22 protein-coding genes and 1 pseudogene are annotated in these 26,978 nt (G+C 40.8%); 6 read left to right on the plus strand and 17 right to left on the minus strand.

Annotated elements, in window-relative coordinates:
- Window positions 1–4: 4 nt before the first annotated feature.
- The 16 genes from tssH to AOG27_RS16390 all read right to left on the minus strand — a co-directional run bounded on the left by tssH (window position 5) and on the right by AOG27_RS16390 (window position 18,991).
- Entirely contained in the window at window positions 5–2,743 is a 2,739-nt protein-coding gene (gene tssH, locus AOG27_RS16315; protein ID WP_054554063.1) for a type VI secretion system ATPase TssH, read from the minus strand.
- A 27-nt stretch (window positions 2,744–2,770) separates the two neighbouring features.
- On the minus strand, window positions 2,771–3,751 hold the full coding sequence (gene tssG / locus AOG27_RS16320; RefSeq protein WP_054554064.1) for a type VI secretion system baseplate subunit TssG: 981 nt from the start codon (window positions 3,749–3,751) through the stop codon (window positions 2,771–2,773).
- Window positions 3,748–5,466, minus strand: a complete 1,719-nt coding sequence (gene tssF / locus AOG27_RS16325) for a type VI secretion system baseplate subunit TssF (RefSeq protein WP_054554065.1) — start codon at window positions 5,464–5,466, stop codon at window positions 3,748–3,750. Before tssF ends, tssG begins: the two co-directional genes overlap by 4 nt.
- Before the next feature lie 22 nt (window positions 5,467–5,488).
- A complete protein-coding gene (tssE, locus tag AOG27_RS16330; protein WP_054554066.1) occupies window positions 5,489–5,896 on the minus strand; it encodes a type VI secretion system baseplate subunit TssE in 408 nt (135 codons plus the stop codon).
- 54 nt (window positions 5,897–5,950) lie between these two features.
- Window positions 5,951–6,436, minus strand: coding sequence for an Hcp family type VI secretion system effector (locus AOG27_RS16335; protein WP_054554067.1), 486 nt, complete (start codon window positions 6,434–6,436; stop codon window positions 5,951–5,953).
- A gap of 193 nt (window positions 6,437–6,629) precedes the next feature.
- Window positions 6,630–7,154 (minus strand): hypothetical protein, encoded by a 525-nt coding sequence (locus tag AOG27_RS16340; RefSeq protein ID WP_054554068.1) that lies wholly within the window; start codon window positions 7,152–7,154, stop codon window positions 6,630–6,632.
- Entirely contained in the window at window positions 7,151–7,465 is a 315-nt protein-coding gene (locus AOG27_RS16345; protein ID WP_054554069.1) for a hypothetical protein, read from the minus strand. The genes AOG27_RS16340 and AOG27_RS16345 overlap by 4 nt, the downstream gene beginning before the upstream one ends.
- 137 nt (window positions 7,466–7,602) lie before the next feature.
- On the minus strand, window positions 7,603–9,129 hold the full coding sequence (tssC, locus tag AOG27_RS16350; RefSeq protein WP_054554070.1) for a type VI secretion system contractile sheath large subunit: 1,527 nt from the start codon (window positions 9,127–9,129) through the stop codon (window positions 7,603–7,605).
- Between the two features lie 10 nt (window positions 9,130–9,139).
- Entirely contained in the window at window positions 9,140–9,661 is a 522-nt protein-coding gene (gene tssB, locus AOG27_RS16355) for a type VI secretion system contractile sheath small subunit (protein WP_054554071.1), read from the minus strand.
- A 52-nt stretch (window positions 9,662–9,713) separates the two neighbouring features.
- Window positions 9,714–11,279: a TssA family type VI secretion system protein gene (locus tag AOG27_RS16360; protein ID WP_054554072.1), complete on the minus strand. Its 1,566-nt coding sequence runs from the start codon at window positions 11,277–11,279 to the stop codon at window positions 9,714–9,716.
- Window positions 11,276–12,268 (minus strand): type VI secretion system-associated protein TagF, encoded by a 993-nt coding sequence (gene tagF, locus AOG27_RS16365; protein ID WP_054554073.1) that lies wholly within the window; start codon window positions 12,266–12,268, stop codon window positions 11,276–11,278. The genes AOG27_RS16360 and tagF overlap by 4 nt, the downstream gene beginning before the upstream one ends.
- Window positions 12,269–12,276: 8 nt before the next feature.
- Window positions 12,277–15,993, minus strand: a complete 3,717-nt coding sequence (tssM, locus tag AOG27_RS16370) for a type VI secretion system membrane subunit TssM (protein ID WP_054554074.1) — start codon at window positions 15,991–15,993, stop codon at window positions 12,277–12,279.
- Between the two features lie 8 nt (window positions 15,994–16,001).
- Complete coding sequence (icmH, locus tag AOG27_RS16375; RefSeq protein ID WP_054554075.1) at window positions 16,002–16,724, minus strand: type IVB secretion system protein IcmH/DotU; 723 nt, start codon at window positions 16,722–16,724, stop codon at window positions 16,002–16,004.
- Between the two features lie 11 nt (window positions 16,725–16,735).
- A complete protein-coding gene (gene tssK, locus AOG27_RS16380) occupies window positions 16,736–18,076 on the minus strand; it encodes a type VI secretion system baseplate subunit TssK (protein ID WP_054554076.1) in 1,341 nt (446 codons plus the stop codon).
- The gene (gene tssJ, locus AOG27_RS16385; RefSeq protein WP_082389302.1) at window positions 18,076–18,543 is read right to left on the minus strand and encodes a type VI secretion system lipoprotein TssJ; all 468 of its coding nucleotides are present in this window, start codon (window positions 18,541–18,543) and stop codon (window positions 18,076–18,078) included. Before tssJ ends, tssK begins: the two co-directional genes overlap by 1 nt.
- A 28-nt stretch (window positions 18,544–18,571) precedes the next feature.
- Entirely contained in the window at window positions 18,572–18,991 is a 420-nt protein-coding gene (locus tag AOG27_RS16390) for a hypothetical protein (protein ID WP_054554096.1), read from the minus strand.
- Window positions 18,992–19,294: 303 nt separating this feature from the next.
- Here AOG27_RS16390 and AOG27_RS16395 point away from each other — a divergent pair, with 303 nt between their 5' ends.
- The 6 genes from AOG27_RS16395 (at window position 19,295) to AOG27_RS16420 (ending at window position 26,700) form a co-directional block, all read left to right on the plus strand.
- The gene (locus AOG27_RS16395; protein WP_054554077.1) at window positions 19,295–23,119 is read left to right on the plus strand and encodes a contractile injection system protein, VgrG/Pvc8 family; all 3,825 of its coding nucleotides are present in this window, start codon (window positions 19,295–19,297) and stop codon (window positions 23,117–23,119) included.
- A gap of 12 nt (window positions 23,120–23,131) precedes the next feature.
- Complete coding sequence (locus AOG27_RS16400) at window positions 23,132–23,995, plus strand: immunity 49 family protein (protein WP_054554078.1); 864 nt, start codon at window positions 23,132–23,134, stop codon at window positions 23,993–23,995.
- Between the two features lie 166 nt (window positions 23,996–24,161).
- Complete coding sequence (locus tag AOG27_RS16405; protein ID WP_054554079.1) at window positions 24,162–25,025, plus strand: immunity 49 family protein; 864 nt, start codon at window positions 24,162–24,164, stop codon at window positions 25,023–25,025.
- A gap of 214 nt (window positions 25,026–25,239) precedes the next feature.
- The gene (locus AOG27_RS16410; protein WP_054554080.1) at window positions 25,240–25,767 is read left to right on the plus strand and encodes a hypothetical protein; all 528 of its coding nucleotides are present in this window, start codon (window positions 25,240–25,242) and stop codon (window positions 25,765–25,767) included.
- A gap of 21 nt (window positions 25,768–25,788) precedes the next feature.
- On the plus strand, window positions 25,789–26,109 hold the full coding sequence (locus tag AOG27_RS16415; RefSeq protein ID WP_054554081.1) for a hypothetical protein: 321 nt from the start codon (window positions 25,789–25,791) through the stop codon (window positions 26,107–26,109).
- Between the two features lie 246 nt (window positions 26,110–26,355).
- Window positions 26,356–26,700 (plus strand): PEGA domain-containing protein, encoded by a 345-nt coding sequence (locus tag AOG27_RS16420; RefSeq protein WP_054554082.1) that lies wholly within the window; start codon window positions 26,356–26,358, stop codon window positions 26,698–26,700.
- A 45-nt stretch (window positions 26,701–26,745) separates the two neighbouring features.
- Here AOG27_RS16420 and AOG27_RS21785 read toward each other — a convergent pair.
- A pseudogene (locus tag AOG27_RS21785) lies at window positions 26,746–26,978 on the minus strand (IS4 family transposase); the annotation flags it as partial.

A 26,978-nucleotide genomic window follows, 5' to 3' on the forward strand; every position in this document is an offset into this window, starting at 1 on the left:
TCCTTTATGCTTGGTCCGCAAAGGTTGCGGTAATTTCATCATTCTCATCAACAGCTAGAGTGAGAATATCTGGCATGTCATCCTCTGCCATAAACTCTAAAATTGATTTCGCAATGCCTGGCAATATTTGCTGCTCTATCACTGCATTTACCATGCGCGCACCACTGTCTGATAACTGGCACTGTTCGGTCAGTTTATTAAGTACGGTTTCATCAACACGTAGCTGCATTTTGTGATTATTCGCTAAACGCTTGGCAATACCGTCTAGTTTCAAACTAACAATAGATTGCAGTGCCTCTTTATCGAGCGCTAAATAAGGAATAACTTGCATACGCGCTAACAGTGCCGGGGCAAAAAATTGCAGTAACTGCGGCTTAATTAGCTCTGTTAGAGCTGTAATTGAAGGAACTTGCCATGGGCTGCCGTCTTCATTCAAAGGGGCTTGTTCATTATTCAATGCTGCATTGATTTGGTCTTGATTTTCAATGTCGGCATGTTCATCGTCAGTCGGTTCAGTTAAATCAATGACATTAGGTGGCGTGCAAGCATCAATAAGCTCTGCAGATCCTAAGTTTGAGGTCATGATGATCACGGTATTTTTAAAATCGATTTCGCGACCTTCGCCATCGCGCATACTGCCACGCTCAAAAACTTGGTAGAACATGTTTAGTACGTCTTTATGCGCTTTTTCTACTTCATCGAGTAAAATTACCGAGTACGGACGCTGCCTTACAGCCTCTGTTAATACCCCGCCTTCGCCATAGCCAACGTATCCCGGTGGCGAACCCTTAAGCTGGGATACTGTATGCGCTTCTTGATACTCGCTCATGTTAATGGTGGTTAAAAACTTTTCACCACCAAATAGTTGCTTAGCTAAACATCGTGCTGTTTCGGTTTTACCTACCCCAGAAGGGCCAGCTAATAAAAACACGCCAAGCGGCCCATACTCATTGCTTATACCTGCCTTACTTACACGCAACGTTTGGGCAATTTTCGCAATGCCTGACTGCTGACCGATCACTTCTTGGCTTATGGCTTTTTCAAGGGTAATCAAATTGCTTATTTGGTCTTTCACCATCGCGCCAACAGGTACGCCTGTCCACTGCGAAATAATTTGCGCAACGGCATCAGCATCGACTTCACTGTAAAGGCCATTATCTTGGGTGTTCTGCTCTTTTAGCGTTTGTCGTAAGTTAAGTAACACAGAGCTGTCTAATTCATTTTGCGAATTAGCTTGCTTAAACTCATTGATTTGGCCTAATGTCGAAATTTGTGACTCACGCGCACTCGTCAATGTTGCTAAATTGCTCTGCGCTGCATTTAGTTCTTGTTGTAAGTGCAGCAATTTGTCCATATCAACCGCCAAGCCTTGCTCGCTTTCTGCTGCAATGCTTTGGATACGTGTTTCAAGGTAATTAATGTGCTCACGCTCAGCTTCAATGGCTGCAGGATCGGTCGCAAACGACATTCGAACTCTTGCCGCAGCGGTATCTAGCACATCAATGGCTTTATCTGGTAGTTGACGACCCGTGATATAACGTGACGACAAGACCACTGCAGCTTCTATAGCATCATCAGTTATTTGAATGTTGTGATGTTGTTGATACTTATCTTTCAAACCCGCTAACATTAGCTGAGCTGCTTGCTCCGTTGGCTCATCTACTTTAATAAGTTGAAAACGGCGCTCAAGTGCAGCATCTCGCTCAAAGTATTTTTTGTATTCACTCCAAGTGGTTGCAGCGACTGTGCGTAACTCACCTCGGGCAAGCGCAGGCTTTAGCAAGTTAGCCGCATCACTCATACCAGCATCGCCACCAGCACCAATTAACGTGTGGGCTTCATCAATAAACATGATGATAGGGGGGGTTGAGTTTTTTACTTCATCGATCACTGTTTTTAAACGGCGTTCAAATTCACCTTTAACCCCTGCACCGGCTTGCAATAGGCCCATATCTAACACCAGTAATCGTACACCTTTAAGATCATCAGGAACCTGACCATCAACAATACGCTGAGCAAATCCTTCGACTACTGCCGTTTTACCTACCCCTGGCTCACCCACTAAAATTGGATTGTTTTTACGACGACGGCAAAGCACATCAACCATCATGCGAATTTCGTCATTGCGACCAAGCACAGGGTCAATTTTGCCTTGTTTCGCTTTCTCGGTCAGGTCTTCACAATACTCATCAAGGGCACCACCTTGACCACTTTGCTGCTCAGCAGCAGTATGCTGAGCACTTTGTTTTGCCTGTGGATTTAATCGCTCACTTGAGTTTTGGCAAAGCTTATCGAGGTTTTCAGCCATAAAACGGGCGTCAATTTTTTCAAGTAACGCAGGCAATTGCAGTACAGGGCTGTATGGCAATAATTCAGTTAAGGCATCAATCAACGCAGCGCCGGTGATCCAGTCACTTTTGTGCTGTACATTTGCACTTAACCAAGCTCGCTCAAGCCACTCATAAAGTCGACGAGAAAAAACAGGCTTACTCTGGTTACCCGCAGGTTGGCGGTTTAAAAAGTCGAGCAGCTCATGCCACACTGCGTCTTGATTAATATTAAAAAAGTGAAAAATATGCTCTAAATCGCCGTTACTACCTTCTTCCATCAACTTAATTAATAAATGTTCAGGTAACACTTCATAGTGACTACGACTGCTTGCAAACCCTGCCGCTGACTCAAGTGCTGTTGCAGTATGGCCATTTAGTTTGTCGATAAGCTGCTTTATGCCTTTTGCATCCATGTTGTTTTCCTTAAATCCTGATTACTTTTAATGTTGATATTGTTGATGTGTGTAACTGTGCACGCTGATATTTGCTTCAGCGCAGCCTAAATAAGAGTTGTGACCGAGTAGCAAATCGTTTTGCCCTAAGGCTTGCTCTGTTACTGCTTGATTAGCCACCTTAATTTGACAAATCCATTGCACATTACTAGGTAAATGAGTGCTTAACATGGCAGCCATTTTCTTGCCTTGTGAGTGCTGAGGATTAAGCGCTATCGCGGTATCAGAATCCACAGGACCAATCACTATGGTCAGTACGCTACCACTGACTAATACGCGCTCACCAAGAACCGCTGACTCGCCTAACACCATCTGTTGATCTTGACCAAATGAACTTGGCGAGTCGATTTGCTGCCAATTTGCTCGGGTGTCATCCACAGTCAGTTGCTCAACCTCTAGAGAGTGGCGAAGTAATTGCGCTAAACCCGCAGCGCTGGTTTGTTTTAAACTGGCGATGCCGCACTGAACTTTCTGCTCAGTTTTGGTTGATAAGATGGCTTCGATTAAATGGTCGAATTGCTCTGCACCACGGCCTTCAACATTGATGTGCGACTTTTTCCATGCTTGAAACAATTGGCAATAAAGCACATGATTAAACATGTCTAAAAACCGCCTTACTCGGCCCCCACTTTCTTGATCACTTGCCGCCTGCTCGAGTAAATAATGTGGCATAGGTGCATCTACACCATACAAGCCTAAAAATGATGTCGATAAGCTTAATCGGCCACGACCAAGGTTATCTAATTCGCAGCTACGTACATCAGTGGCAGGAAAGCCAAGTTCTTTATAAGGCTTAAAGATAACTCGCTCGCTAATCCCTTTTTCAAGTTCTAAAGGGGTTGCCCAATGTTTTTCAATTAGGCTCATCGCCTTAAACAAATTAAACTGCCAAGGAGCTGCAATCAGCTTTTCTATTGGTTCAGGTAACTTTGCCCAAACAGGGTGATTTATTGACTCGTGCATATTCATAACTGATAACTCTTGCCCGGTTCAATTTCCCAGCAGTGGGTTTTATAACTCGGAATCGCATTGACTCGGGTTTGCACGCTTTCGTTAATTGGCGCATACATTAAAAAGAATTGATGCAGCATATTGCAAAAGTGGTATAAGTCGGCATCACAAACAAATTTGCTTTCATCAATATCAATCAGTACATCAACACCTTTAATAAAAATGCCACGCTTAATTTGACTAATCGGTGTTGCGGTAATTTTTTGAATGCTATCAATACGTAATCGGTTTTCAGCTTTTTGTGACCAATCAAATAATACCAGCAAGCGTTTTAATTCGGTGACTTGTGTAATCTGTGAAAACTTCACATTTAATAGACTTATCAACTGCCAATGCTTTGGTTGTTCAGGGCATGGCAAATAGTTAGTCGGGCGAATTACATTTTCTACATTGGCAATGCTTGGCATATCTGGGCCGCCAATGTTTAAATCGCCCTCTTGGAGTAACTGCCTTGGCCAACCAGCATTAAAAACGGTTAAATCAACCGATAAGGTTTCTTTTTCTTCTTCAAGGTTAAATGGCAGCTGTAAATAGTGGCACGGCGCAGCCCCGCCTACATCTTTCGTTAAAACGGTAAACAGTTTCTTTTCGTCTTCAAACACGCTTTGATATCTGGGGGTATAATCATACGATTTGCCACTTAATGAGTTGCGTCCTTTAACCTCATTAACGGTGTAACTGAAGATATGATCTGTTCTGTTTTGATCAGCGGTGATCATGTAATCAGTGCGGTTTGACTCTATGCGTATTGGCTCTGCAGGTTGTGCAAACAAATTAATAGCTGGCACGCAATTGAGTAAAATATTATCGCGGCTTAATTGATGACCCGGTGGTAATTTACTACTGCCTCTAAACACTAGCTCAAATCGATCAATATGCTCAGGTAAGGTCAGATCTTTTAAACCATCAAAGCGCATAAAGTAAAAACGGTCTTTCGCGTTAAAGTAGTCTAACAGCAGCGCATAGCCCGGATGGCTTTGTTCTGCATGCGGTAATAAAGCGCCATCTATATCTAAATAAGTAGCACTACAACCTTTTACTTTTAACTTTTTATTATGTTCAAAATGCGAGGGGCCAAAATCAAGCTCAGTATACTGCTCTGCTGTTTTTAAAAGCTTAAACAAAGAACTACATAAAGGCGTGTCACCACGTAAGTAAAACTGTAAATTTGCAAGGTCGTAATTTTTGCGCTCACCTTGGCAAACAAAGCGTAGGCCAATACGTAGCTCAGATCCTAAATGCGACTCTTGATAACGCACATGCTCAACATCAAGGGGACTAACTTGTAGGTCGTGCGTTGTTGTAAAGGTGATATGTTTTTTATCAACCACTGACTTATCAGCGCTTAGCGTCAGCCCTTTTTCAATAAGATGTGATTTTTGCATTGCCAACTTAGGGCTAAACTTTACAACCGTGCTTGATGGGTAATAGCTCAATAATATAGGGCATAGCTGACGCAGCACTTGCTCTGATACCTCAGGAACAGACTCATCTAAACGCTTTTGCGTATGCGCAGTTAAATAGGCAACACCTTCTAGTAGTCGTTCAATATGGGGGTCACGATCTTTTAGCGCATCGATATTTAACATGCCTGCGTGCTCAGGGTAATGCTGAGCAAACTGTTTGCCGGCTTGGGTTAATAAGCGCATTTGTGCATCAAAATACTGTTGCATTGAACTATCCTTTTACGCTGAATTAATCAAACTGCTTGGCATGCTCTGCCACATCGGCTTTACCACCCGACTCAAATCGGGTGTTAAGTTTGATACATTGTCCTGAGGTTAAAAATGCTTGTATATCAAGCCTAATCACGCAATTTTCTTCACGAATTTCCATAGGAATGACATTGGCATAGCGAACCCGTGGCTCGTATTTTTCTATCAATTTTTTAACTTCAAACGCCAAGGTGTGCTGTGAATACGGAAGGCCCTCGTAGATATCTTCGACATCAGGCAACCCATAATCGGCCAAATGTTTTAACACGCCACGACGCGCATTAAGTAATTCATTTAGATGTTTGCAGACACTGTTTTGCTCATCAGTTTGAAAACCTTGATGACCATTTCGTGTGACTGGTTGAGTTAAAAAATCGAATAACGCCATAAACTTACCTCTAAGAAAAGGATATGCTTTCGCATATCCTTTAATTTTGCTGACTTATCGACCTTCAGTCCAAGAGTCAGAGAACTCGATGTTGCCATCAAGGTAAGTCCACGTAATGCGCTTATAACGTAGGCTAACTGTTTCAAGGTGCGGGTAACGCTCCTTGTCTAAGTCTTTTACGTTATGCATTGTTGGTAGAATTGAGGTGATTTTTACATCTTCCAACTTGTGGCAGAAATATTCACGCTCGGTCCCTGTGTCATCAATACGGTACCATTTAAGCTCAAGTTGCTTAAGTGTTTGACCGTTTGAGCACGCTTTGTACAGGTAAGGTGTTGCTGCATCAACCGCTTTTGTAATAACAAAAGGTTCGTGCTTACGAGTACCTGTTAATTCGCCAGTGTCGTTATCTGTAGGAATGCGAAGTTCATGATCAAAGTGTAGGATCTCAATTGAACCTTCACGCTCTGCAACAGTTACAGAACCTTTGATGTCATTACCTTGGTCATCCTTTAACCACATATACGCTGGAATTGCCATTTCATTATTCTCCTTTTAGAATGAATTGTTTCCTGTTTAATGGCATAGGCATAAACAACCTTGTTTATGCCCCCCAAAAAGCCCGATGCTTCATGCCACTGGGGAACATGTCCCAAGTTGGCTGCAACCAACTTGGGGCCATTCTTTTACACCTAATCAACATATAGAATGAAAAATAGGTTAACTTTTCATTTTAATCGACCAAGTTACTGAGCATCACATCTAAAAATTGACGAGAAACTTGCCCAGAAATTGATACAACTTCTTCATTTTTGAACACGTAAACTGTTAATGAATCTATGTCTTCTATGAAAAATAAATTCACGCTAGCTTGTTCTACAAATGAAAACTTCGCATCAGATGAAATTGAAAAAACACGCTCAAAAGTCTCAAGTTGCTTAGCTGTTAATTCATGTGCACTTACTTGTCTAAATAAATCTGAGTTTTTTAATCCAAGTTTTTTGGCAAGTCCACCACTTACATTACTCTCAGGTAGATAAGTAATACCAACTTCCATGCATTCATCTTGCTGATTAACAAATAAAGTCATAGCTGCCATTGTCAAATTATGAACTTCAACGGAACAAATACTCTCTTTCGGTATTTCAAGGTTTAAACTAGCGAAGTTAATTTTAAACATTGAATTACTTTTGCCTTGTGCCGAAGTACAAAACACAACTAACGTGCAAACGAAAATTAAATTACTTAATAATCTCATAGACCCATGCCTGCCATTTGGATTTTGCGGTCCCATATTTGAATAACTCTTTTAGCGCAAGTTAAAGATGATTCATCTTTTAACTGATTTAAAACACTATTTGCAAAATTACGAACAACCCAAGAAATGCTAGCTTTTGCATTTGGTGGCTCAGGAACCCACGAAAGTGCTTTTGAGCACTTCTTAGTTTCCGAAATCATAACCCCAAATACAGCTGCTACATTTTCGTTAACTTGGCCATTAAACTTCTTATTTACACCTGCCCCTTTATAAAAGGCATTGATAGCCGCACGGACTCTTTCGTCATCCATTTTAATACTCCTTTACACGAAGCTAAGCATGCAAAACTTAATCAGTAAGCATGCCTAACTAAGTTTATTATCCCTACTCACCAAATTGACGTCTTTACACAGCCTGCTTAAATCCGTTTCATCGGCGGCTTGGCAGTTCATTTTTCGCCAGGCATTTGCCCAACAAGGGCAAGGCGAACATCAATACCTTCAACTTGGAAGTGCGGCACAATGTAAGTGCTCACGCGGTAATAACCTGGGTTACCTGGGATCTCAGATACCGTTACTTTTGCGTCTTTGAGCGGGTGTGTTGCAATTAACGACTCATCTGGGTTATTCATCTTCGTTACCAACGCACCTAGCCAATCGTTTAACTGCTGCTCTAGCTCATGACGAGGTTTGCTCGAACCAATATTTTCACGCTGCAATACTTTTAAGTAGTGAGCAATACGAGATACTAAGAAGATATAAGGTAAACGCGAGTTAATACGGGCGTTTGCAGTTGCTTCAGCTGTTTCAAGTACTTGCGGCTTCTGGGCACTATTTGCCGAGAAGAAACACGCAAAGTCAGAGTTTTTGTAATAGCTAAGAGGAATAAAGCCTTGGTTAGCAAACTCAAGCTCTTTGGTCTCTGAGATAAGCACTTCTGTAGGGATTTTAGTTTCAGAGCCTTTACCTGCTTCAAATGAGTGCAATGGTAGATTTTCAACTTTACCACCTGATTGCGGGCCACGAATATTCACAGACCAGCCATTATCATGGAAGCTACGAATAATGTTGGCAGCAAATGCAAATGTTGCATTACCCCATAAATAGCGCTCGTGGTGCTGACTGTTCACATCTTCTTGGTAGTTAAAGTTACGAATTGGGTTTGTTTCACCATACGGTAAACGTAGTAAGAAACGAGGGAAAGCAAGACCAATATAACGAGAGTCTTCTGACTCGCGGAAGTTTTTCCAGCGTAAGAATTCAGCACGCTCCATATAAGAGCCAATATCTTGAATTTTAGATACTTCGTCTAATGACTCTTTTAAGAAAAACTTAGGACCTACGCTGCCCATAAATGGACAATGCGCCGCTGCCGAAACGCGCGAGATTTCTTGTAGTAGTGAAACGTCTGGCGCTGAGCAATCAAACTCAAAGTTAGACACCATAGTCGATACCGGTTCGCCACCAGGAGTATCATAATCTGATGTGTAAACATGCTTATATAACGCTGATTGTGTGGTATCTGGCGCTTCTTCAAAGTCATCACGCAATGTTTCTTTATCAACATCGAGCATTTCAATTTTGATATTCGCGTTATTTGGCGTGCGGTTAATTAAATAACGCAGTGAACGCCACGCTGATTCTACTTTTTGAAAATCAGGGTGGTGTAAAATCTGATCCAACTGCTGCGAAATAATGGTGTCTACTTTTGCAATATAATCATCAAGCAATAGCTTATCGATGCGTGTTACTTCTTCGCCACTCATACCTGCCATATCTAAAAAGACATTAATAGCGGCAGTAAGGCGCTCATTCGCACGTGTTTCTGCTAGATTACCTGCATCTCTAAATGTATCTAGTTTGATTTCATCGCCTACAGGGGCAATATCAACCATGCTACATAGGTTTTCATAAGTTGATAATGGCGCTTGCTCTACCGTGTGAGCAGCTACATTTAATTGTTCTTGCATTGACATAGCGGCGTCCTTATTCCGTCACAGGTTGTTTTTCATCTTCAGATGCAAGCGGTGCTATTTCATCTAGCTTGGCTTTTAGCTCATCAAGTTCTGGTTGGTTTTGTAAAACACGTTCCAACTCTTTTCTAAGTGATGAGTTATCAAGAAGGTTTGATTTTAAGTCACGTAATAAATTACGCATTGCCATCATTTTGTTTAATTCAGGCACCTGTGCAGCAACCTGCTCTGGATCGAACGATTTAAATGAATCAAACTGCAAATTAACATTGATATCACCGTCGCCTTTAATCTTATTTGCCACCTGAAAGTTCGCTTTTGGCGCGATATCTTTCAGCACTTGCTCAATGTTATTTTTATTGATCGTCACGCGTTCGCGCTCAGCAAGTTCTTGGCTATTCTGACCATTAGAATAGTCACCAATAACCAGCATTTTTAAAGGCAATTCGCTTTTTTGTGATGCCCCATCAGTATCAAGCTCTAACGATATGTTGATCCGAGCTCGTGGGATCTCTTTTTGAAATGTATCTGTCATGTTTCTTCCTTTGCAGTTTGTTTGTCTAACGACTAAATTCCAATTAGGCGTGTTACACCCAGGCTATTGCTTGAGCCGGGTTTGTAACCATCATTCGCTGACTAATTTGCTTAGCAGCTAAACTCATGTCATCACTCTCTGTCTGAGACAAATTGGCATAACATTGCTTGGCGAAACGCCATACTTCCATGCAAAACTGTTGTTGCCACTTCGCTAATTGATAAGTTTCAATTTGCTCGAGTAATTCGGTTAAAATTGCCAATGCGTGCTCATAATGCTCTGCTTTAAGTAGCAGCTTAGCTTTAAGCAATTGACTTTGAGCTTGGTCGAATCCAGTTGGCGTACTTAATTGTGCAACCAAGCTAAGTGCTGCACTTAACTGCCCTTTTGCAACTTGCTCGCTTAAGGCTATGTAATGCTCGTCAAATGGATTTGCTTGCACTTGAGTTGTTTCATTTTGCGAAGCATGTGAATTGGCAATGTCTAATAACGCTTCTTTGTTTTGTGGGCTGCATAACCCCGAACCATCGTCATATTTTAAATTGGTTAATAACGGAAATTGACTGACTAAAGAGACTAGCTGTTGCTCTAACCACTGTACTAATTTTGCTTTATTTAGCTGTTTCAGCGCTGACAAAGTAAGCATTTGCAGATTCAAATTAAACTGCATTGCACCTTCCATAAACAAACCCTCAGCAAGTAACAATGCTTGCTCTGCTTGTTCCGTTGCCAGTGCGTTTTCAATGGGGGCGAAGGCAGCCGCACGCGGCGCTGGCAGTCTTGTTTTGCCATTTTCATTGGCAGGTAACGCTAATCCAGACCAACGTGCTGCACGCGAGAGCTTTAAAACCCGTTCAATGTTGTTTTGTTCTTTATCAAAATTAAGCAGCTCACGAATTGCTGCTAGGTAAGCACTATCGCTGGCAATGTCAGCCACTTTAGGTGCAGTTGTCACTGGTTTTGCCTGAACAACTTGTTGCGCTACGGGCTCAGTCGTTGGCTCGCTAACTACGGTCGTCTCTTTTGCTTTAGGCTCTGCTTTAACTTCTGGCTCTGGCTTAGCAACAGGATTGCGAATTACTTGTTCTCTAACCCACTCATTCAGAGTTGATAAAGGCCCTGATTCAGCATCAAGTACAGGCACTGAAACCTGATTATATTCAGCTAACACAGTCTCTAATTCAGCCCATTGCTCAGGGCTCGATGATTGAGCTTGGGCGATTCCTTTTAAGCGTTCTTGCTGCTGTAAAAACCACGTGTTAACCGCACAACGCATACGTGCTTTTAAAGGATGAACCTGTTCACTAAACTGGCTTAATAGTTGATTAAACAGTTTTAAAGAATGGGTTAAACCCACCACGCCAAACTCACTGGTCGCCGCGAGGCACAAGTAGCTCACTAAACGTAAATCTTTACTTTGGTTTTGCAAAAGGTCAGTGGCTTGAATAAACATGACTTTAAAATCAACTTCGCCCACACCTGATGATGAAGCTTTAAGTGCTTTAAAGGTTTCTTCGTATTTTAGATCTTCACCACACGCAAGCCCCGAAAGTGGCTTACTAAGCTCTTCAAGCCACAGCTCCCAGCTGTTATGGGTATGCGGATTAACTACACTCATGCTTTGCACCACCTTCTGAGCGCATCGTAAACACTCACATTGTCCATATCAGCAAAATTAAGGCTGTATTCGCTCGGCACTTTGTCTAGTGAGAGATTTACTAAATCAATAATGTCTTTTGACTTATCCTCAGCAAGCCACACTGAACCAAAATAAGATGCCGGCACAGGGCGACAAAACACCGTTAGGCTCGGTTGCGAACTTTCATTTCCTAGCTGGTAAAAGAACCAAGGTTGCCAATTATGATCGGCAACGATCGAAGCAATTAAATGTAGCCAAAAACCTGCAACCAGGGCACTTTCGTGACTAAAGTGTGGCATAGGAAGTCGAATACCAAACTGTGTACGTAGGCAACCTCTATTCGCAATCGACTTTAATACCGCTGAAAGCTCTTCAATTAAAACAGCTCGGTGATGAATGTCTTTGATCCCTAAATGCTGCCAAACCACACTCATCGGAATACTGCGTAATTTATCAAGCTCTTGATTTAGATTTGGCTGCTGCTTTAATGCATCGGCCACTTTACTATACGATTTAGCTTGCTCAGCCATCGCATCAATTGAATGTGCTTCAACGATGCGCTGATTAACCCCTAATAGATGCTCAATGACATGGCTTGCATATAAAAATAGAAAAGCAGGGTGACGTTTGTAAGTCTCAAGTCCGCTATGAATAAACGAACTAAACGGGTAAAAACGACCACTGCTATCAGTGCTTGGCTGTAAAACACCAAACAAACTGCTGTCGTCACTGTTACCAGATACAAAAAATAACGAAGAAACTCCATTTAATGCAGTTGTTTTACCGCCAATAACACCACGGTTTATATGCGCGAAACCTTCTTGCAACCAATGGTCTAGTGCTACTGATTCCCTAGAAGATATATTTAACTTTACAAAGTCAGGCCTAACAGGTGTTTTACCCATGTACCCGTAGGTAAACTGCTTAACCAGCGTTGGCGACTTTTTCTTGGTGAACAAATTAAACATACCTGCCCCTATTGAACCGAGGCTCTGCTTGCTTGCGCAAGTTGTGGCTTAGGTGCAAACAACGAATTAGGCAATGCAAAAGAGGTCAACATGTACTTTGAAAAAATACCGCTATTGCGACCAGACTTTAATGAGAACTGGACTGTTAAACTTTGCTCTGATTTATCAACTAATTCCCAGGTAGCAAGAAACTCTGTACCCTTAATCCATTTCACATTTGCTTCGTTAAGTACTTTTAATAAAGCCCATGGACCATCTTGCTCAATAGTGACTCTTCGTCCGGCGTTATCTAAACCATACAAAATAGCTTTTTCTGCTGCGCCTCTTCCTGGCCATGAGAAATTACGCCACTCTTCCGGTTCATTTCTATAGCGATAACCTTGCTCAGAGAAACCTAAATACGTTTCGCGAATGCCTTTTTGTGGTACAGGCATCATTTGGAAGTTAAAACCAGCCGCGTCTGAGCCGTTCAAGAATAAAGAGCGTGTTACTTTATTTGCTTTTGTTAAACCGTCTAATAGCTCTTGATTAAAACCAATCCCCACACCGTTCCATTGCTTTTCTTCCCATACACCTCGGCGTACTTTCATGAATGGTTTAAGTTGGCTATTAATAAAGTTCCAAAGCACCCCAGTTTCACTATTTAAGAACTCAGAAACATCGGCAATAGCAGCATCAGGGCCAGTCAAATTGAATGGGTACTTGCCAGCAATGCTGTTGCTATACATGGTATAAACCTGGTTTTCCCACTCTTCATTTAACTGGCTACGTGCTTTTGCCATGATACTTGCAATACCTGACTGCAATGGGGCTTTAAATAGCACGTCAAGCGTGTCTTTTGTTTCTGGGTCTAGCGCTCGAGTTTGGCTTTCTATAATGATCCAAGACGATTGCAATGCATTATCTTGGCTATTTCCAGACAATAAGTCTTGTACAAACACCATTGCTTGCGCATCATCTTCATTGCTAGCAGCCATCGCTTTTATATCTGAGTGAATGCTGCTCAAAGAACTAATGTACTGACTCATATAATCAGACATCTGCTTATCTTCATCATGCTGCGAGAAGCGACGCAAGTCAGCAAAACGCGTTTCAAGTTCAGGGGCTCTAACAGTACTAACTTGAGAAAAATCAGGGCGCTCTGCAACTTGCTTTGCTAGCTTTCCTTTGGCCACTTTTTTAGCCGCAGTATCTGTTGCACCAGAAAGAATGGTCGCTATTTTGTCGTTGTTTGCACTAACCGCAGATGGTTTATCTGCAACAACGATGTTGTCATTCACCAACGTCATCAGATCAATGAGTGGTCCATCAGTAGACGAAAGGCGAGCAAAATTAATACTGGCATCATTTAAATCTCTAAAAGTAGGCACTTTTATACTGTTCAAAAACGCGAACCATGTATTGCCATAGTCTTTAAAGTAATAACTACGCATTGCTTTTGCCAGTGCATCAGCTTGCGCTTCATCAACCGCATTTTGACCGCTTTCATTACTTGTGCCCATTACCCAATCACCAGAGAATACCAGTCGAGAAATACGTTTAATTTCTGGATAAACATACTCTTGCCAACCGGCATTGGTATAGACATAAGGAATGCTAAAGTTGCTTTTCAGTACATCGCGATTTTTCGCAGCCATAAACTGTTTAAGCTGAATGGCTTTTTTACGCTCAGCAAAGCTACTAATAATTTGTTGATATAGAGGTTCGGCTTCTGGTTGTGTGTTCAGGCTATTTCTTGCATTCAGTACAGCCGTTTCATTATTTTGCCAAAATAAAATTTCACCTGGGTTCTCTAGATCTGTGCTTATGTTCGCTAAATATAAATCAACTAAATCGTTTAATTGTGAGGTGATCGGTGAATCAGCTTGAGCATCAATCTCAATGTTAAAGTGCTGGCTAATAAAACTAAGTAACTGCTGCTTGGCAAACTCATCGTCTTTGTGTTCAGGGTGAGCACTTAACATTAGATGTAATTTCAAAGCATCGTAATATGCCTGACGACTTGCTGCGCGAGCATCGGCATCATCTGCTGACCAAATAGCTTCAAACTCTTTGAGCTGCGCAAGTGTTTGCTTTTCTGCAGGAAGAGTGATCAACTGATTTAATTGATTAAACAAAACCTGCGAAACGCTAGTTAGGGTTTCGTCACCCTCATAAATGCCAAAAATGAAATACCATGGCAACTGCTCTTCATAATTATTAAGCGATTGATAGTGTTCAAATAAATCAAGCGTGGCTGCAAGTTTTTGCTCGTCTTTTGCTTTATTTACATTCGCTTCTACAATCGCTTTGACACGGGCTTCACCTTGATTCAACAATAGCTGATTACTGGTATAAGAAGTAATGAGTAATGCTGTCACGGCGGCAATACTTGCCAAACCTGAAGTCACTGTTAAACCTTTTAACCAGCGGCCAACCAAGCGCTTTTTGCGGTTACCACGAGTTAGGTCTTGCAACTTGAAGATCACATCATTAAAAACACGGTTGATAAAGTAGCTTTGCGTAATGCTTTCTTGTTTTTGCTCAACAACGACAGCACCAAATTGATCCCTTACTCCATTCGTAATACGTTCAATCGGTGTGCCCTCTTGCGTGCCTGAGGTAAAATATACACCAGCAAACCATGGAACCTCTTGATACGGGTTGGCTTTAAATAACAAGTTTACAAACTCAGTCAACTTTGTTGATGCTGACTTAAATTGATTCGGGAAATCTAAAATTAGCTGCTTACGGTGTTCATTTCGTTCGCGAGCAACCTTGCTCAAACGTTGCTCACAAAGGCGTTGGTATAACTCCTCCATGCGCACTTCAAACATTTCAGCCGGATCATTTTGTTGATCTTCGCTAATATCTAGCAAATAAGCACCAAACACTTGCTCACGTTCTTTTTCTGTTAAGTCATTAAAAAATGGCTCAAAGCCGCTGATCAAGTCTGTTTTGGTAAAGGTTATATAAACTGGGAAGATCACCCCAAGTTGAGTAATAAGTTCTTCAATACGCTCACGAACTAGTTTTACGTGTTGACGAATTTCTTCACTGTCTGATGTTAAAACATCTGCAACACTAATCGCGACCATCACACCATTAATAGGCAGTTTAGGACGATATTTTTTGAGCAAGCTTAAAAAAGATAACCACTCTTTGTTTTCAGATTGTTCTGTTGTGTAACGCCCTGCGGTGTCGATCAGAATTGCTTGGTCTGAAAACCACCAATCACAGTTACGCGTGCCACCAAAACCTTGGATGTGTAATTCATTTGAGTTTGAATATGGAAAATGCAAACCAGAGTTCGCAAATAATGTACTTTTACCGGTTGCTGAAGGACCAATAATCATATACCAAGGTAGTGCATACAAAGCTGTATTACCACGGTATCCTGCGCCAAGATGGGAAGCTTTTAACGAGCTTAGTGCTTCTTGCATTTTTTCTTTTATTTCATCAAGTTCAGCACTTGAACCCGCATTATGGCTCGCAAGTTCAGAGGCTAGCTTATCACCTGATCGCTTTGTCCATAACCAACGGATAAAAATAAAGATGATAAAAACAGCTGTTACCGCAGCCATCGCGATAAGCTTTTTATCTGTCGTGTCTAAACCAACGATTCGGCCAGCAAACCAAATAATACTGAGCACTGCAATTAAGCCAATTAACTGCCCTGTTGCTCTTGATGACACTAAGCCCAGTAAAAAGTGCACTAGGCCGCTTTTGTTCACTCTTCCTTGCATTACTTTTCCTATCGAGTCTCGTTGGTTTTACTTAATTGCGTAAGTACTTCTACTTGATTATCTATACGTTGGCTGCTCTGAGTTGCTTGCTTGTTAATAACAAAATGAAAACCAGCAAAAAGCGAAACAATCGATGCCAAGCAAATTGATAAAATCACCCAATAAGGAATGTTTCTGCCTACTTTCATTGCGAACCCTTCAAGTGGCGCGCCATTATCTGATAGCTGCCCTCGAGGTGTGCCGCGTACATCTTCTATTTGCGCACGTACATCAACAATTAAGGCTTTAAGTTGCTCAATTCCTTTCACTTTGTAGATACCCTCAAAGCCAAGTTGCAAACAAATGTAATACACTTCTAATGCTGCAAACTTTGGCTCACCACCGGTACGAAGTTTTGCTAATCGCTCAAAAAACTCTTCACCCGCGCGATTATTACCAAAAAACTCTAGCTGTAAGGGTCTCGACATCCAATCCATTCGAAAATGCGCGCCAGAGCTCATTACAAATTCATCACACATTGCAGTCAGGGCAAACTTAACTTCCTGCATAACACTGGTTGTTACTTGCTGGGTATAACAGTTACGTTCAAACTCATCAAAACTCGTAAGTAACTGCTCCCGAAAATCGTTTAGTTCAAGATCTGTCGATTGCTTTAACTTTAAAGGCGCAAGCGCGTTTATCACTGGCGCAATACAGGCGATTAAATCAAGTTCGTTTTTTGCTTCTTGCATTGTCTTGCGTCCTAATTTCTTGCCACTGTAACGATTTCGACTTGCGCCGCTTGTAAGCCAAATGGAATAAATAAACTAAGCGATTGCTCTTCAATAATTTGCTGCCAAATAAAACCATGAGCCTCTAAACGGAAGTATTCATAGCCACTTTTGATAGCTAGTTTATTAGGTGGTCGCTGACAATGTGTTAACTGCACGCCCGCAAGAGCCGATGCAATCATAATTTCGAGCTTTTCTGTGGCGCCAACTTTGACCTGATCACTAAACGTATCAATCCACTTGGTATCTTCAGATTCAAAGTAAACGGCCAAGTAGAAGTCGTTATTATCAAAAATGGCTGAATCAATGGTGGCAACCTGATAAATGGCGTTCGATACTTTCTCAAGTTTAAGACCTGCCATTTTCTTAGGAACAACACCCTCAAGTAATTTACTCAATAAAATATCTAAGGTGCCGAAGACATGAGTCAATTGCTTATGCTGATAAGGCGGGATTTGACTTACTAAATCACTGTGCTCGAACATCGACACAGAGCTAATTAAGTCAACAAGCTCGCAATATAATCGCTCTGGATGAACAAGTTGCAAACTTTTTAAATGGTCTAAGCGTTTTGCTGATGGTGCCATTGCATTTAACAGCAAAAAGCTATTCATTTCGTTAGGCCCAAAATCAGTAACTGAACCAAAGTTCTTTCTGCGACCAAGCAACACGTTCACTTTTGCATTTACCAAGTTCGCCGTTCTATTAAGCAACTCGGTTAAATAAAACGAGGCCTGTATCGTTAATAATGGCGGCACAAACTCTTTGCTGACTTTAAACGAGCCGTCTTCAGCGCGCATAATTTTAATACAAGCAAGCGTATCAAAATACGTTTTTACATCGTTATCTGTCAGCAAAATATAATTAGGTTGTGCAATTAACACTTCACGGTTTCTTGCTGCATCGTGGTGATCACTAAACTCAATGTAATCTGCTTGATAGGCACTGAGTTGACCGCTAGTTGCATAGCCTTCAATGTCGCTCACAACTTTATTTGCTGCAATCGCTAGATACACAGTGACTTCATCTGTATCGGCAGCTAACTCAAGCTTTAGTTCTTCGTGATGTTGACGATCAAACTCAAGTAAACGTCCATTTTCAAGAATCGCTTTAAAGCTGATCACTTTTAAAATACCGCGAGCGAGAGCGGATTCATCAATAGTAAGGTGGTGCAAACCAAAGGCCAATGGCGAAATCAAGCCTTGTCTAACAATCTGATTTTGCTCATGGTAGTCATCAAACAACTGAAAATGCTGCTGTGCTAGCAACACGCCTTCAGCCCATACAGGTTTCATTGGCCCTTTAACGTTCATTACTCAGCCTCGTCTTCATCTGGTAATTGAACTTCGTTATTTGTAATCAATACATCTAACGATGTAGATAATTTAACTGGCCCGTCACCGAGAGGATAAAACGTTTTCCATTTATCACCTTGGCGATCTCTAAAAAGGGCTACAATGGCAACAAAACGCGCATTTTCTGCTTGTTCAAATTCTATTTTTGTTTTCTCAGCGGGGTTAATTGTTTTTTCTTCTACGGTGATCAACGTATTTGATAAAACTGACTTATCTGATTTCCACAAATCTTCAAACGTCGCCGTTTTAAAACTCTGTATGTCCGAAAGTTGATACACTCTTAGTACCACAGGCAGAGCTTCATCAAATTGGTTCAAATTAAGATTATCTGTCGCAGTGATATCTAGCTCTACATTTGTGCTCATACATGCTGTTAAAGACATAAACAAAGTAATTAGCACTGCTTTTTTAATTGCAAAACGCATTCAAAACCCCATTGATTTATTAGATTAATTAATTTTTACAAAGAACTTCTTCGTAAACAGGACAGATTACTCGATTAAATCGCACTGATGCGCAATCGGACCATTTATGACTATTGAATATTTTCGTAAAAATACCTGAACGTCTATTTTCTTGGTTATCAACAGCAAGAGACTTAATAACCACATCATCTACAGAAGAGATTATTTTTRTATTTAGAACAATCAACTCATCAATATAAGCGCTTATATCTTCTTTAATTAAAATGATTTTACCTTCATTTTTAGGTGGACTATTCAGGAAAAAGAAAAACTGATCGATCACCGACGCTGAAAACACTCGATGTGCTGGAATACCGGTCTGATCAAGTAAGGAAGAGATACTTTTAGTAAGAGACCAAGCCAAAAAATAAAAGCTATCGACTTGATTTATAAATAATTTTTTATCCATAAAATCATCCTTGATTAACCAAAAAAAGTACAAAGTCATGTCATACTTTTGGTACATTAGTCCTTAAAACGGGGGCATAATACAAACATCCTTTCAAAAAAGTCAACTCAATACAGCTCAAAAATAAAACTAATTTCAATTTAATATAAAAACTAATAACAATGTATTAATTTAGAACAAGCTGCATTATGAACAAAATTATGACGTAATTATTACGATTACAATTATTCTATTGAACATTGATTAATAAGTGTGTATTTTCCCCTTTCTTGCTACAAGACTTAGTTAAAAAAGGACAAGGATGTGTCTAATTCTCGACTATTAATTGATGTAAATAACATAACCCTAAATGTCACTCAGGTAGATGGAATTGAGAAATTAAATCAAGGGTTTGAGTTTATTCTCACTGGTGAATCCAGCCAGCAAATTCTTTTAGAGCATCTGCTTTTACAAAGCGCATTAATTACATTCGTTAATAAAGATAATTTTTTTCGCCACCTAGCAGGGATCATTTTTGAGTGTGACAATTTAGGTACATTCAAAGGTAAATATCGATATAAAATAGTTATTAAAGATAGATTGAGCACATTAAAAAACATTACGAACAGTAAGGTTTTTATTGGCGTTAATTTAAAAGATGTTATTTTTTATTTAGCAGGCCAAGCTGGCTATTCACCAGGGCAAATTGATTTTCGTGTCGGATCATCACTGCCAGCGCTTCCACAGTGTGTGCAAGCAATGGAAACCAACTGGCATTTTCTACAACGCTTACTAACCCAATTTGGCTTGTTTATTTGGTTTGAAACAAAAAATAACGTTGAACTGTTAGTGATCAGTGATAGTAACTTAAACAGCCCATATTTGCAGCGCGGTATAGTATCAGTCAAAAACTCAGCTGGTATGAATAACGATGACAATACCGCTTATGTTGGCTTTTTTAACAGCCAAGTACATCACTCTATTTACAATGATCGCACTGACTGCGTGGCCCATGGACAATATTTAAAGGTCGCAAGTAACAGTCAATCTTACTTTGAACCATGCGCATCAACACCCAGTGCCGCCTCATTACAAGCGCAAGATTTCAGTAACGCGTTAGCCTCTCTTAATAAAACAACGCAGCTAGTGGGTAATGTATGTGATTTATTTGCGGGTAGCTCAGTTGCAATTGACGACCAAACCGGCACCGGCAGTAGTGCTGATTTACTGTGTGTTAGCGTGTATCACAGCAGTGAACAACCTAATGACGAAAATAGTCACCAAGGTTTAACACGCTACAGTTGTAAAGCCCAATTTATCGAACGTGGTACGCCTTTTAAAGCCAAACCTTTGCCACATCAACCCAAACCTATGGTATTTCCGGCTAAGGTAGAGTCTTTAACGACTTCTAGTTTCATTGATGATTTAGGTTGCTACCGTGTGCGAACTGATTTTGACACAACTGCAAGGCCAATTGCGCAATCAAGCCAAGCAATTCAGCAACTTGCTTTATACGCATGTCAAAACCAACCTCAGGCCACTGGCTGGCACTTCCCCCTTGTTGGTGGTTCTGAGGTACTTATTGGCTGTATAAATAACGACCCTAACAACACGTTTTTAATGGGTTTTGCGATGAATGAATCGCAGCCAAGCGTTGTCACCGCTGCAAATAATACGCAAAACAGGCTGGTCAGTGCGGCGCAAAACGAGCTGCAGTTTGATGATGACAAGCAAGCACCTAAAATCATTTTACAAACCTTAGCCAGTGAGCACTATCTTGAGCTCAATGCCAAAAAATCAGGCCGCCAATTTATAGAATGGATAAGCCAGCTCGGCACCATTAACTTACATGCAGGCAAAGACCTCTGCCTAACAACTGAGAACGACAACATTCAGTTTGTGATTAAAAATAATCAGTTTATTGATGTTAAAAACAATGTTTCGCTCAGCACTCAAAACCGCGATATCAACATGCAAAGTGCAGGTAGCCAAGCATGGCAAGGAAAAGACACCCTTATTGAATCTCGTCAAGCACTGTCAATGGTCAGTGGTCGCGCAGTTAAAGCCTTTGCGCAAAGCGATATTCAGCTTAAAACTAGCTCAAGTGACTTAACTATTTCGGCCCCCAATGGCTCAACATTTTTACAAACTAACCAGTCAATCGCGATTACTGGCTCAGGCCGTGGTGATTTAATTCTCCATAACGAAGGCGGCGAAATTAAACTCGACAGTCAAGGAAATGTTGAGATTATTGCCACCGATGTACTCACCCTCGATGGCACATTTATAAATTTTGATGGCCCCGTTGATTACGATATTGAAAGCCCAAGTACAGCGCGTGCACAAAGCCTTAATGTGAGTCGTGCGCCTGCTATTTCATCATTTGATTTGGCTGATAGCTCACTCGATTCTACTACACTATGCACACTAGACTTAAGCTATTGCTACCTAGATGGCAGTGCTGAAGACAATATTCGTTACTCGCTTATCGATAGCCTTGGCCATGAGCACACCGGCTCACTCAGTAATGGCAAAGCGCAACTGGCCAACGTGCCGCAAGGTCAAAGTCAGGTTCGTTTTATTGCTTCATCTGATGACGACGAACAGCGTTTAGTTGCACTGCGTAATGAGTTTAAGCAGACCCTAGAAGCGATGCTAAATGAAGTTCGACAAAAAGCGGCCATTGAAGATGCCTTGTTTGAACAAGAAAGTCTATTTAACCAATACATGATAGAGCTAGGTGCAAATGCCACTGGTTTTTATCAAGGGGCAAAGTCACTTATTGAGGGCGTAGCAGACCTGATTGTACTCGGTATTGATATTAATATAAGTGTGTACTCTGCTTGCTTTAGAATTATAGAAGCCATTGCTCGCGGTGATAAAGAAGCCGTTAAATATGAGCTAGAAACAATTATTTCTTTCTCACAAAAATCAGCCCAATCACTTACTCAAGCATGTGAGTTACTTTACATTCTACTTGATGATGAACAAACCCGCTTGGCGCTAGCGCGTTTCCCTTACGAGTATATTGATGCCCACTCACACGTAGAGCAAGAACGATTAACGGGTATTTTGGCATTTGAGGTCGTATTAGCACTGCTCACAGGTGGCGTGGGTGCGGCCGCTTCACTGGCAAGTAAATCAAGGTATTTAGCAAAAGCAAATAAAGCACTGACTCAGATTGCCGAGATTGTAAAACGCAAGCAGCTAAATAAACAGTTATCACACGCTGTGACGGCTGAACATCCAACTGTTTCAGCCAAAATAACCAAACCAGATACACAGTTACAGCCAAGTAAAAACCACGCTGTGGCGACGCATGTGTCAGCAAAAGACCATGCTGAATATTTATTACTCACTGAATTATCTGACGATATTCGCGGCAATTACCGCGCATATACCAACAGTGAAGGTAAAGTCATTATTAGCCGCCTTGATGGCAAAAAGCCCCCTAAATTACGTTACGAAAATGGTAATTTAGTGCCCGTGTCGGACCAAATAAATGTGTTTAACAAAATAGCGCAAAAATTAAAGATAAATCATGCTAATTTAAGTGACAACGTTAAACAGCGACTCAAACAGTTTGAAGCAGCACGAAATCAAGCTGTCGCCAAGCGTGATGCCGCACTCCTTGCCGGAAACGCCACTGCATTAAAAGAAGCGCAAAGTGCCATGCGCTTAGCCAGTGAAGCACTGGGTGAAGAAGCCGCACGCATTTATGTGAAACAAAATTATCCAGATGCCACACCATTGGCAAGCAAACTCCCAGGTAAAGGCAAACAAGGCCAATTTGACCAAGTGTATGCAACAGAAGACGGTAAAGTATTAATTATCGAAGCCAAAGGCGGTAATGCCAGTTGGGGTAGCCGGAGTGCTGGTAAAGATAGAGCGCAACAAGGCTCTGAAAAGTATATGAATTCGATAATTGACAATTACACTTCTAAGCTTGATACGCTAACAAAAGACCCACGCTACTTAGCGGGCGATGATGATTTTGTGAAAGAGGTTCAAGGCATTCAAGATATGCTGGATGATATTGATGATGCAAGATTAGATGGGGCAGTTGAATACATAGGTATTCAACAAAAAGCCAATGATGCAGGGCTTATCGAAGTTATTGACGTATCGATTTTTGATATAGGATTTTAAGGAACTAATAAAATGATTGAAAGCCATTACAGCTTTGCACAAGTTAGTTATGACCATATGGTAGAGCGCTATAAAAAGCACGAAGATAAAAATATACCCCGTATTCAAAAAAATCCTCGCTTAGGACTCCATACACAGTTTACCCGCAATATCATTGACTCGTTCCCCATGGAAGCGATTCAAAACCCCAATAGCTACCATGCTTGGCTCTATGTTATTCGCGCTTCGCAATTAGGACATGGTATTTTCCAAAGCAATGCCCATGACGGCCAACCTTTCCCTTTTTTTTACGATGATGAGTATTTAGAAGTGACTGGTAAACGCGATCCTGAACATGCTGAGCACCCAGTGTGGCTCCTTGCTTTGTACAGCAGTATTATCGCCCGTAACCATGATGCTATCGCTTACTTAACGGCTATCGATAACGATGTGTTTAAAACAGCTAATTATGGTAATCAACTGAGACCCTTTGATTATGCACTGTCTGACTTACTTAAAGGGTTATTTAACCCAAGTGCTGATTTAGCCCCTTTAATCGAGCAAGCCTATATCACCTGTAACCCAGATGATTACGTTGATGATGAAGCATACCTCTATGTAAGTCGTTTAGAATGGCCGCTTATCCCGGTGTTCACCGCCATATTCACTGATAACGGTGAGCAAGAATATAATCAAGCCATGGAAAAAGCCTTGCTGGCGCATAAAGAATATTACAGTGACGAAGAGCGTATAGGTAGTAGACGAGGAGGTTTAGCTATCCCCCTTATTGCCCTAGCCATCATCGCTAAAGACGTCAAAGGCTACAAGCTCACAGTTGAAAATGGCTACATTCCAGCATGGCTAATTGATGTAACACCACCAACAGAGCCAAATTAATAAACGACAGTAACCGCTCTTTAACAACATGGATGTTGGCAGCAAAGCATGAAACCCATGCTTTGTTGCCGTTAATAGTAATCATGTATCAAAAGCCTATGACGCTGGGCTTATCGAAGTTATTGATGTATCGATTTTTGACATAGGATTTTAAGGAACTAATAAAATGATTGAGAGCCATTACAGCTTTTCACAAGTTAGTTATGACCATATGGTAGAGCGCTATAAAAAGCACGAAGATAAAAATATACCCCGTATTCAAAAGAATCCTAGCTTAGGACTCTATACACAGTTTACCCGTAATATCATTGACTCATTCCCCATGGAAGCGATTCAAAATCCCAATAGCTACCATGCTTGGCTATATGTTATTCGCGCTTCGCAATTAGGTCATGGCATATTTCAAAGCAATGCCCATGACGGCCAACCTTTCCCTTTCTTTTACGATGATGAATATATAGAAGTGATTGGAAAAAAAGACGACTATGGCACTAAACACAATAACTGGTTACTTGCATTTTATAGCAGCATCATTGCTCGTAATAACGAAGCTATTAACTACCTGATTACTGTCGACAACGATGTATTTAAACAAGCAAGGCTAAGTGAACAGCGCACCCCATTTGATTATGCATTATCTGATTTACTAAAAGGCTTATTTAACCCTAGCGCCGATTTAGCCAACTTAATTGAGCAAGCATACCTTACCTGTAACCCAGATGATTATGCCGATGATGAAATTTACTTATATGTTAGTCGCTTGGAATGGCCACTTATCCCGGTGATCACCGCCATATTCACTGATAACGGAGAGCAAGAATATAACCAGGCCATGGAAAAAGCCTTGCTGGCCCATAAAGAATATTACGACAACGAAGACCACGAAGGTGCAAACGAAGGTGCCATCCCATTAGCTTTAACAGCCTTAGCCATCATCGCTAAAGACGTAAAAGGCTATAAGCTCACAGTTGAAAATGGCTACATTCCAGCATGGTTAATTGATGTAACACCACCAACAGACCCAAATTAATAAACGACAGTAACCGCTCTTTAACAACATAGATGTTGGCAATATAACTAAAACTAATACAGAGGAATTCCGTTAGTTAAACAGTTTATTCAAAGGAGCAGACTATTGTGCAGTTGAAACATTTAATTTTGAGAGAAAGCTGATCAACTTAGAACAGTTTGGTGATGCTATCACAATCACACCTGTTACCACTCCCATTAAAGGAGGCATTTAAATGACTAAACAATTTTTCCCCTCACTAAAAGAAATAAAAGACCCAGAGAATCCACCAAAAGGGATAAAACATCTAATTACAATTGAAGATTCATTAAATTACCCTGGCCGTTATCACTCCTTTTACAATCAAAACGGATACTTATCAGTTATCCTTCATTGGATTATTTCACCAAAAGGTCAAGCCCCGTTTTTAGCTACTAGGCAATTTGATGCACCACTATCAATTTTACCTTGGTTTGTTAAAAAATTTGAGTTTTTCACCAAAATGCCGAACGCAGGTGGATTACCTCATGGCACAATAAGTATTGATGACCTCGTGGAAGGTGAAGATATCGGTATCACAAGACTAATAGGGAGGCTAAATGAACGAGGCGATCAAGGATATAGCCTATCAAACTATTCACGGAAAGGCCATGAGACAACAAATTATCAAATATTGAATATCTCTGATAGCTATTTCTTTCATGGTGGATTTTTTGACAAATGGAAAGAGCTTGCCAATAAATACGAAAACGGCACTTTATAGCAACAACGCTAAGGACAGCACATGACAACCAACTCACAAATACCACAGCAACTTGGTCAATATCTCTATCAACAAATTAACGGTGACTGGTCGAAAGCGATGTTAGTTATAGATTGCCAGCACGATGAAGTCATTACATGCCAAGCCTTTTATGAAAAAGAGGCCGATGAAACACAGCACCCTATTGCCGTTTCTGACCACATTATTGATTTATTTAAAACACTGTTTGATTCTGCAATACAAAATCAACCAGAAAATTGGCAACGTGCGATTTTCAATCTAACTCGACAGGGTAACTTCAGCATAGCTTTTGATAAAGAGAATAATGATGAGAACCAATAAACATTACTTTCAAAACCACAACAAACATAATAGGTAAAAATCATTAATTAATAACATTAATGAAACTATAATTTGAACCTTATTAGGATACATACTAAAATAGCTAAAAATTTATTATTGATGATAAATATGAAAGTCACGGAAGACGAATAATAGCTCCCCACCTCTATTGTTATTCCTTGATTCTTCATGAGTTTTCAAACTATAAGCGGTTTCGTTTATTGTGAACTATTAAATGGAGTATTTATGAAAAAGTTAAGCGCATTATTTGCCTTATTGGTTTTAGCAGGCTGTTCATCAACCCATGATGTTGAGCCACAACCTGAGCCTATTGCAGAAGTAACGCCTGAAGTGGTTGTAGATGAATCGGTTATTTCATTAACGGTAGTCACAACACCTGATGATGCGCGCGTTCGTATTATGAATATTAAACCTGTTTATGAAGATGGTATTGAACTTGATGAAGGTAAGTACGACATTGAAGTAACCAAGCCAGGTTACTTAACTTACCGCAAATGGGTTGTTGTTGATAAGAAAACAATTCTAACAATTGAACTTGATAGCATTGAATCAATTCAAGCTGCTCAATAAGTGGTTTTAACAAAAAAGGAAAGCGACTGCTTTAATGCCTGTCAGTTAAGAGCTGACAGGCATTTTTTGGGGCTTTCGTTCAGGGTATCGACTGGGTCTCTTTTTCACACATCTTGGATAATGTCTTTCTCTTCGCTCTGGCAGTACAAAGGTTTCAGCCATTGCAATAAGTTTATTTATTACGCTCGGTACTTTTCCTGCTGAGGTGTGAGGCAACATCATTAACTCCTTGATGATATAGCCAGAAGCATTGCTGTAACTGAGTTGATAAGGCCATA

It is taken from the genome of Pseudoalteromonas lipolytica (genome assembly GCF_001306915.1).
GTDB classification, from domain to species: Bacteria; Pseudomonadota; Gammaproteobacteria; order Enterobacterales; family Alteromonadaceae; genus Pseudoalteromonas; species Pseudoalteromonas simplex.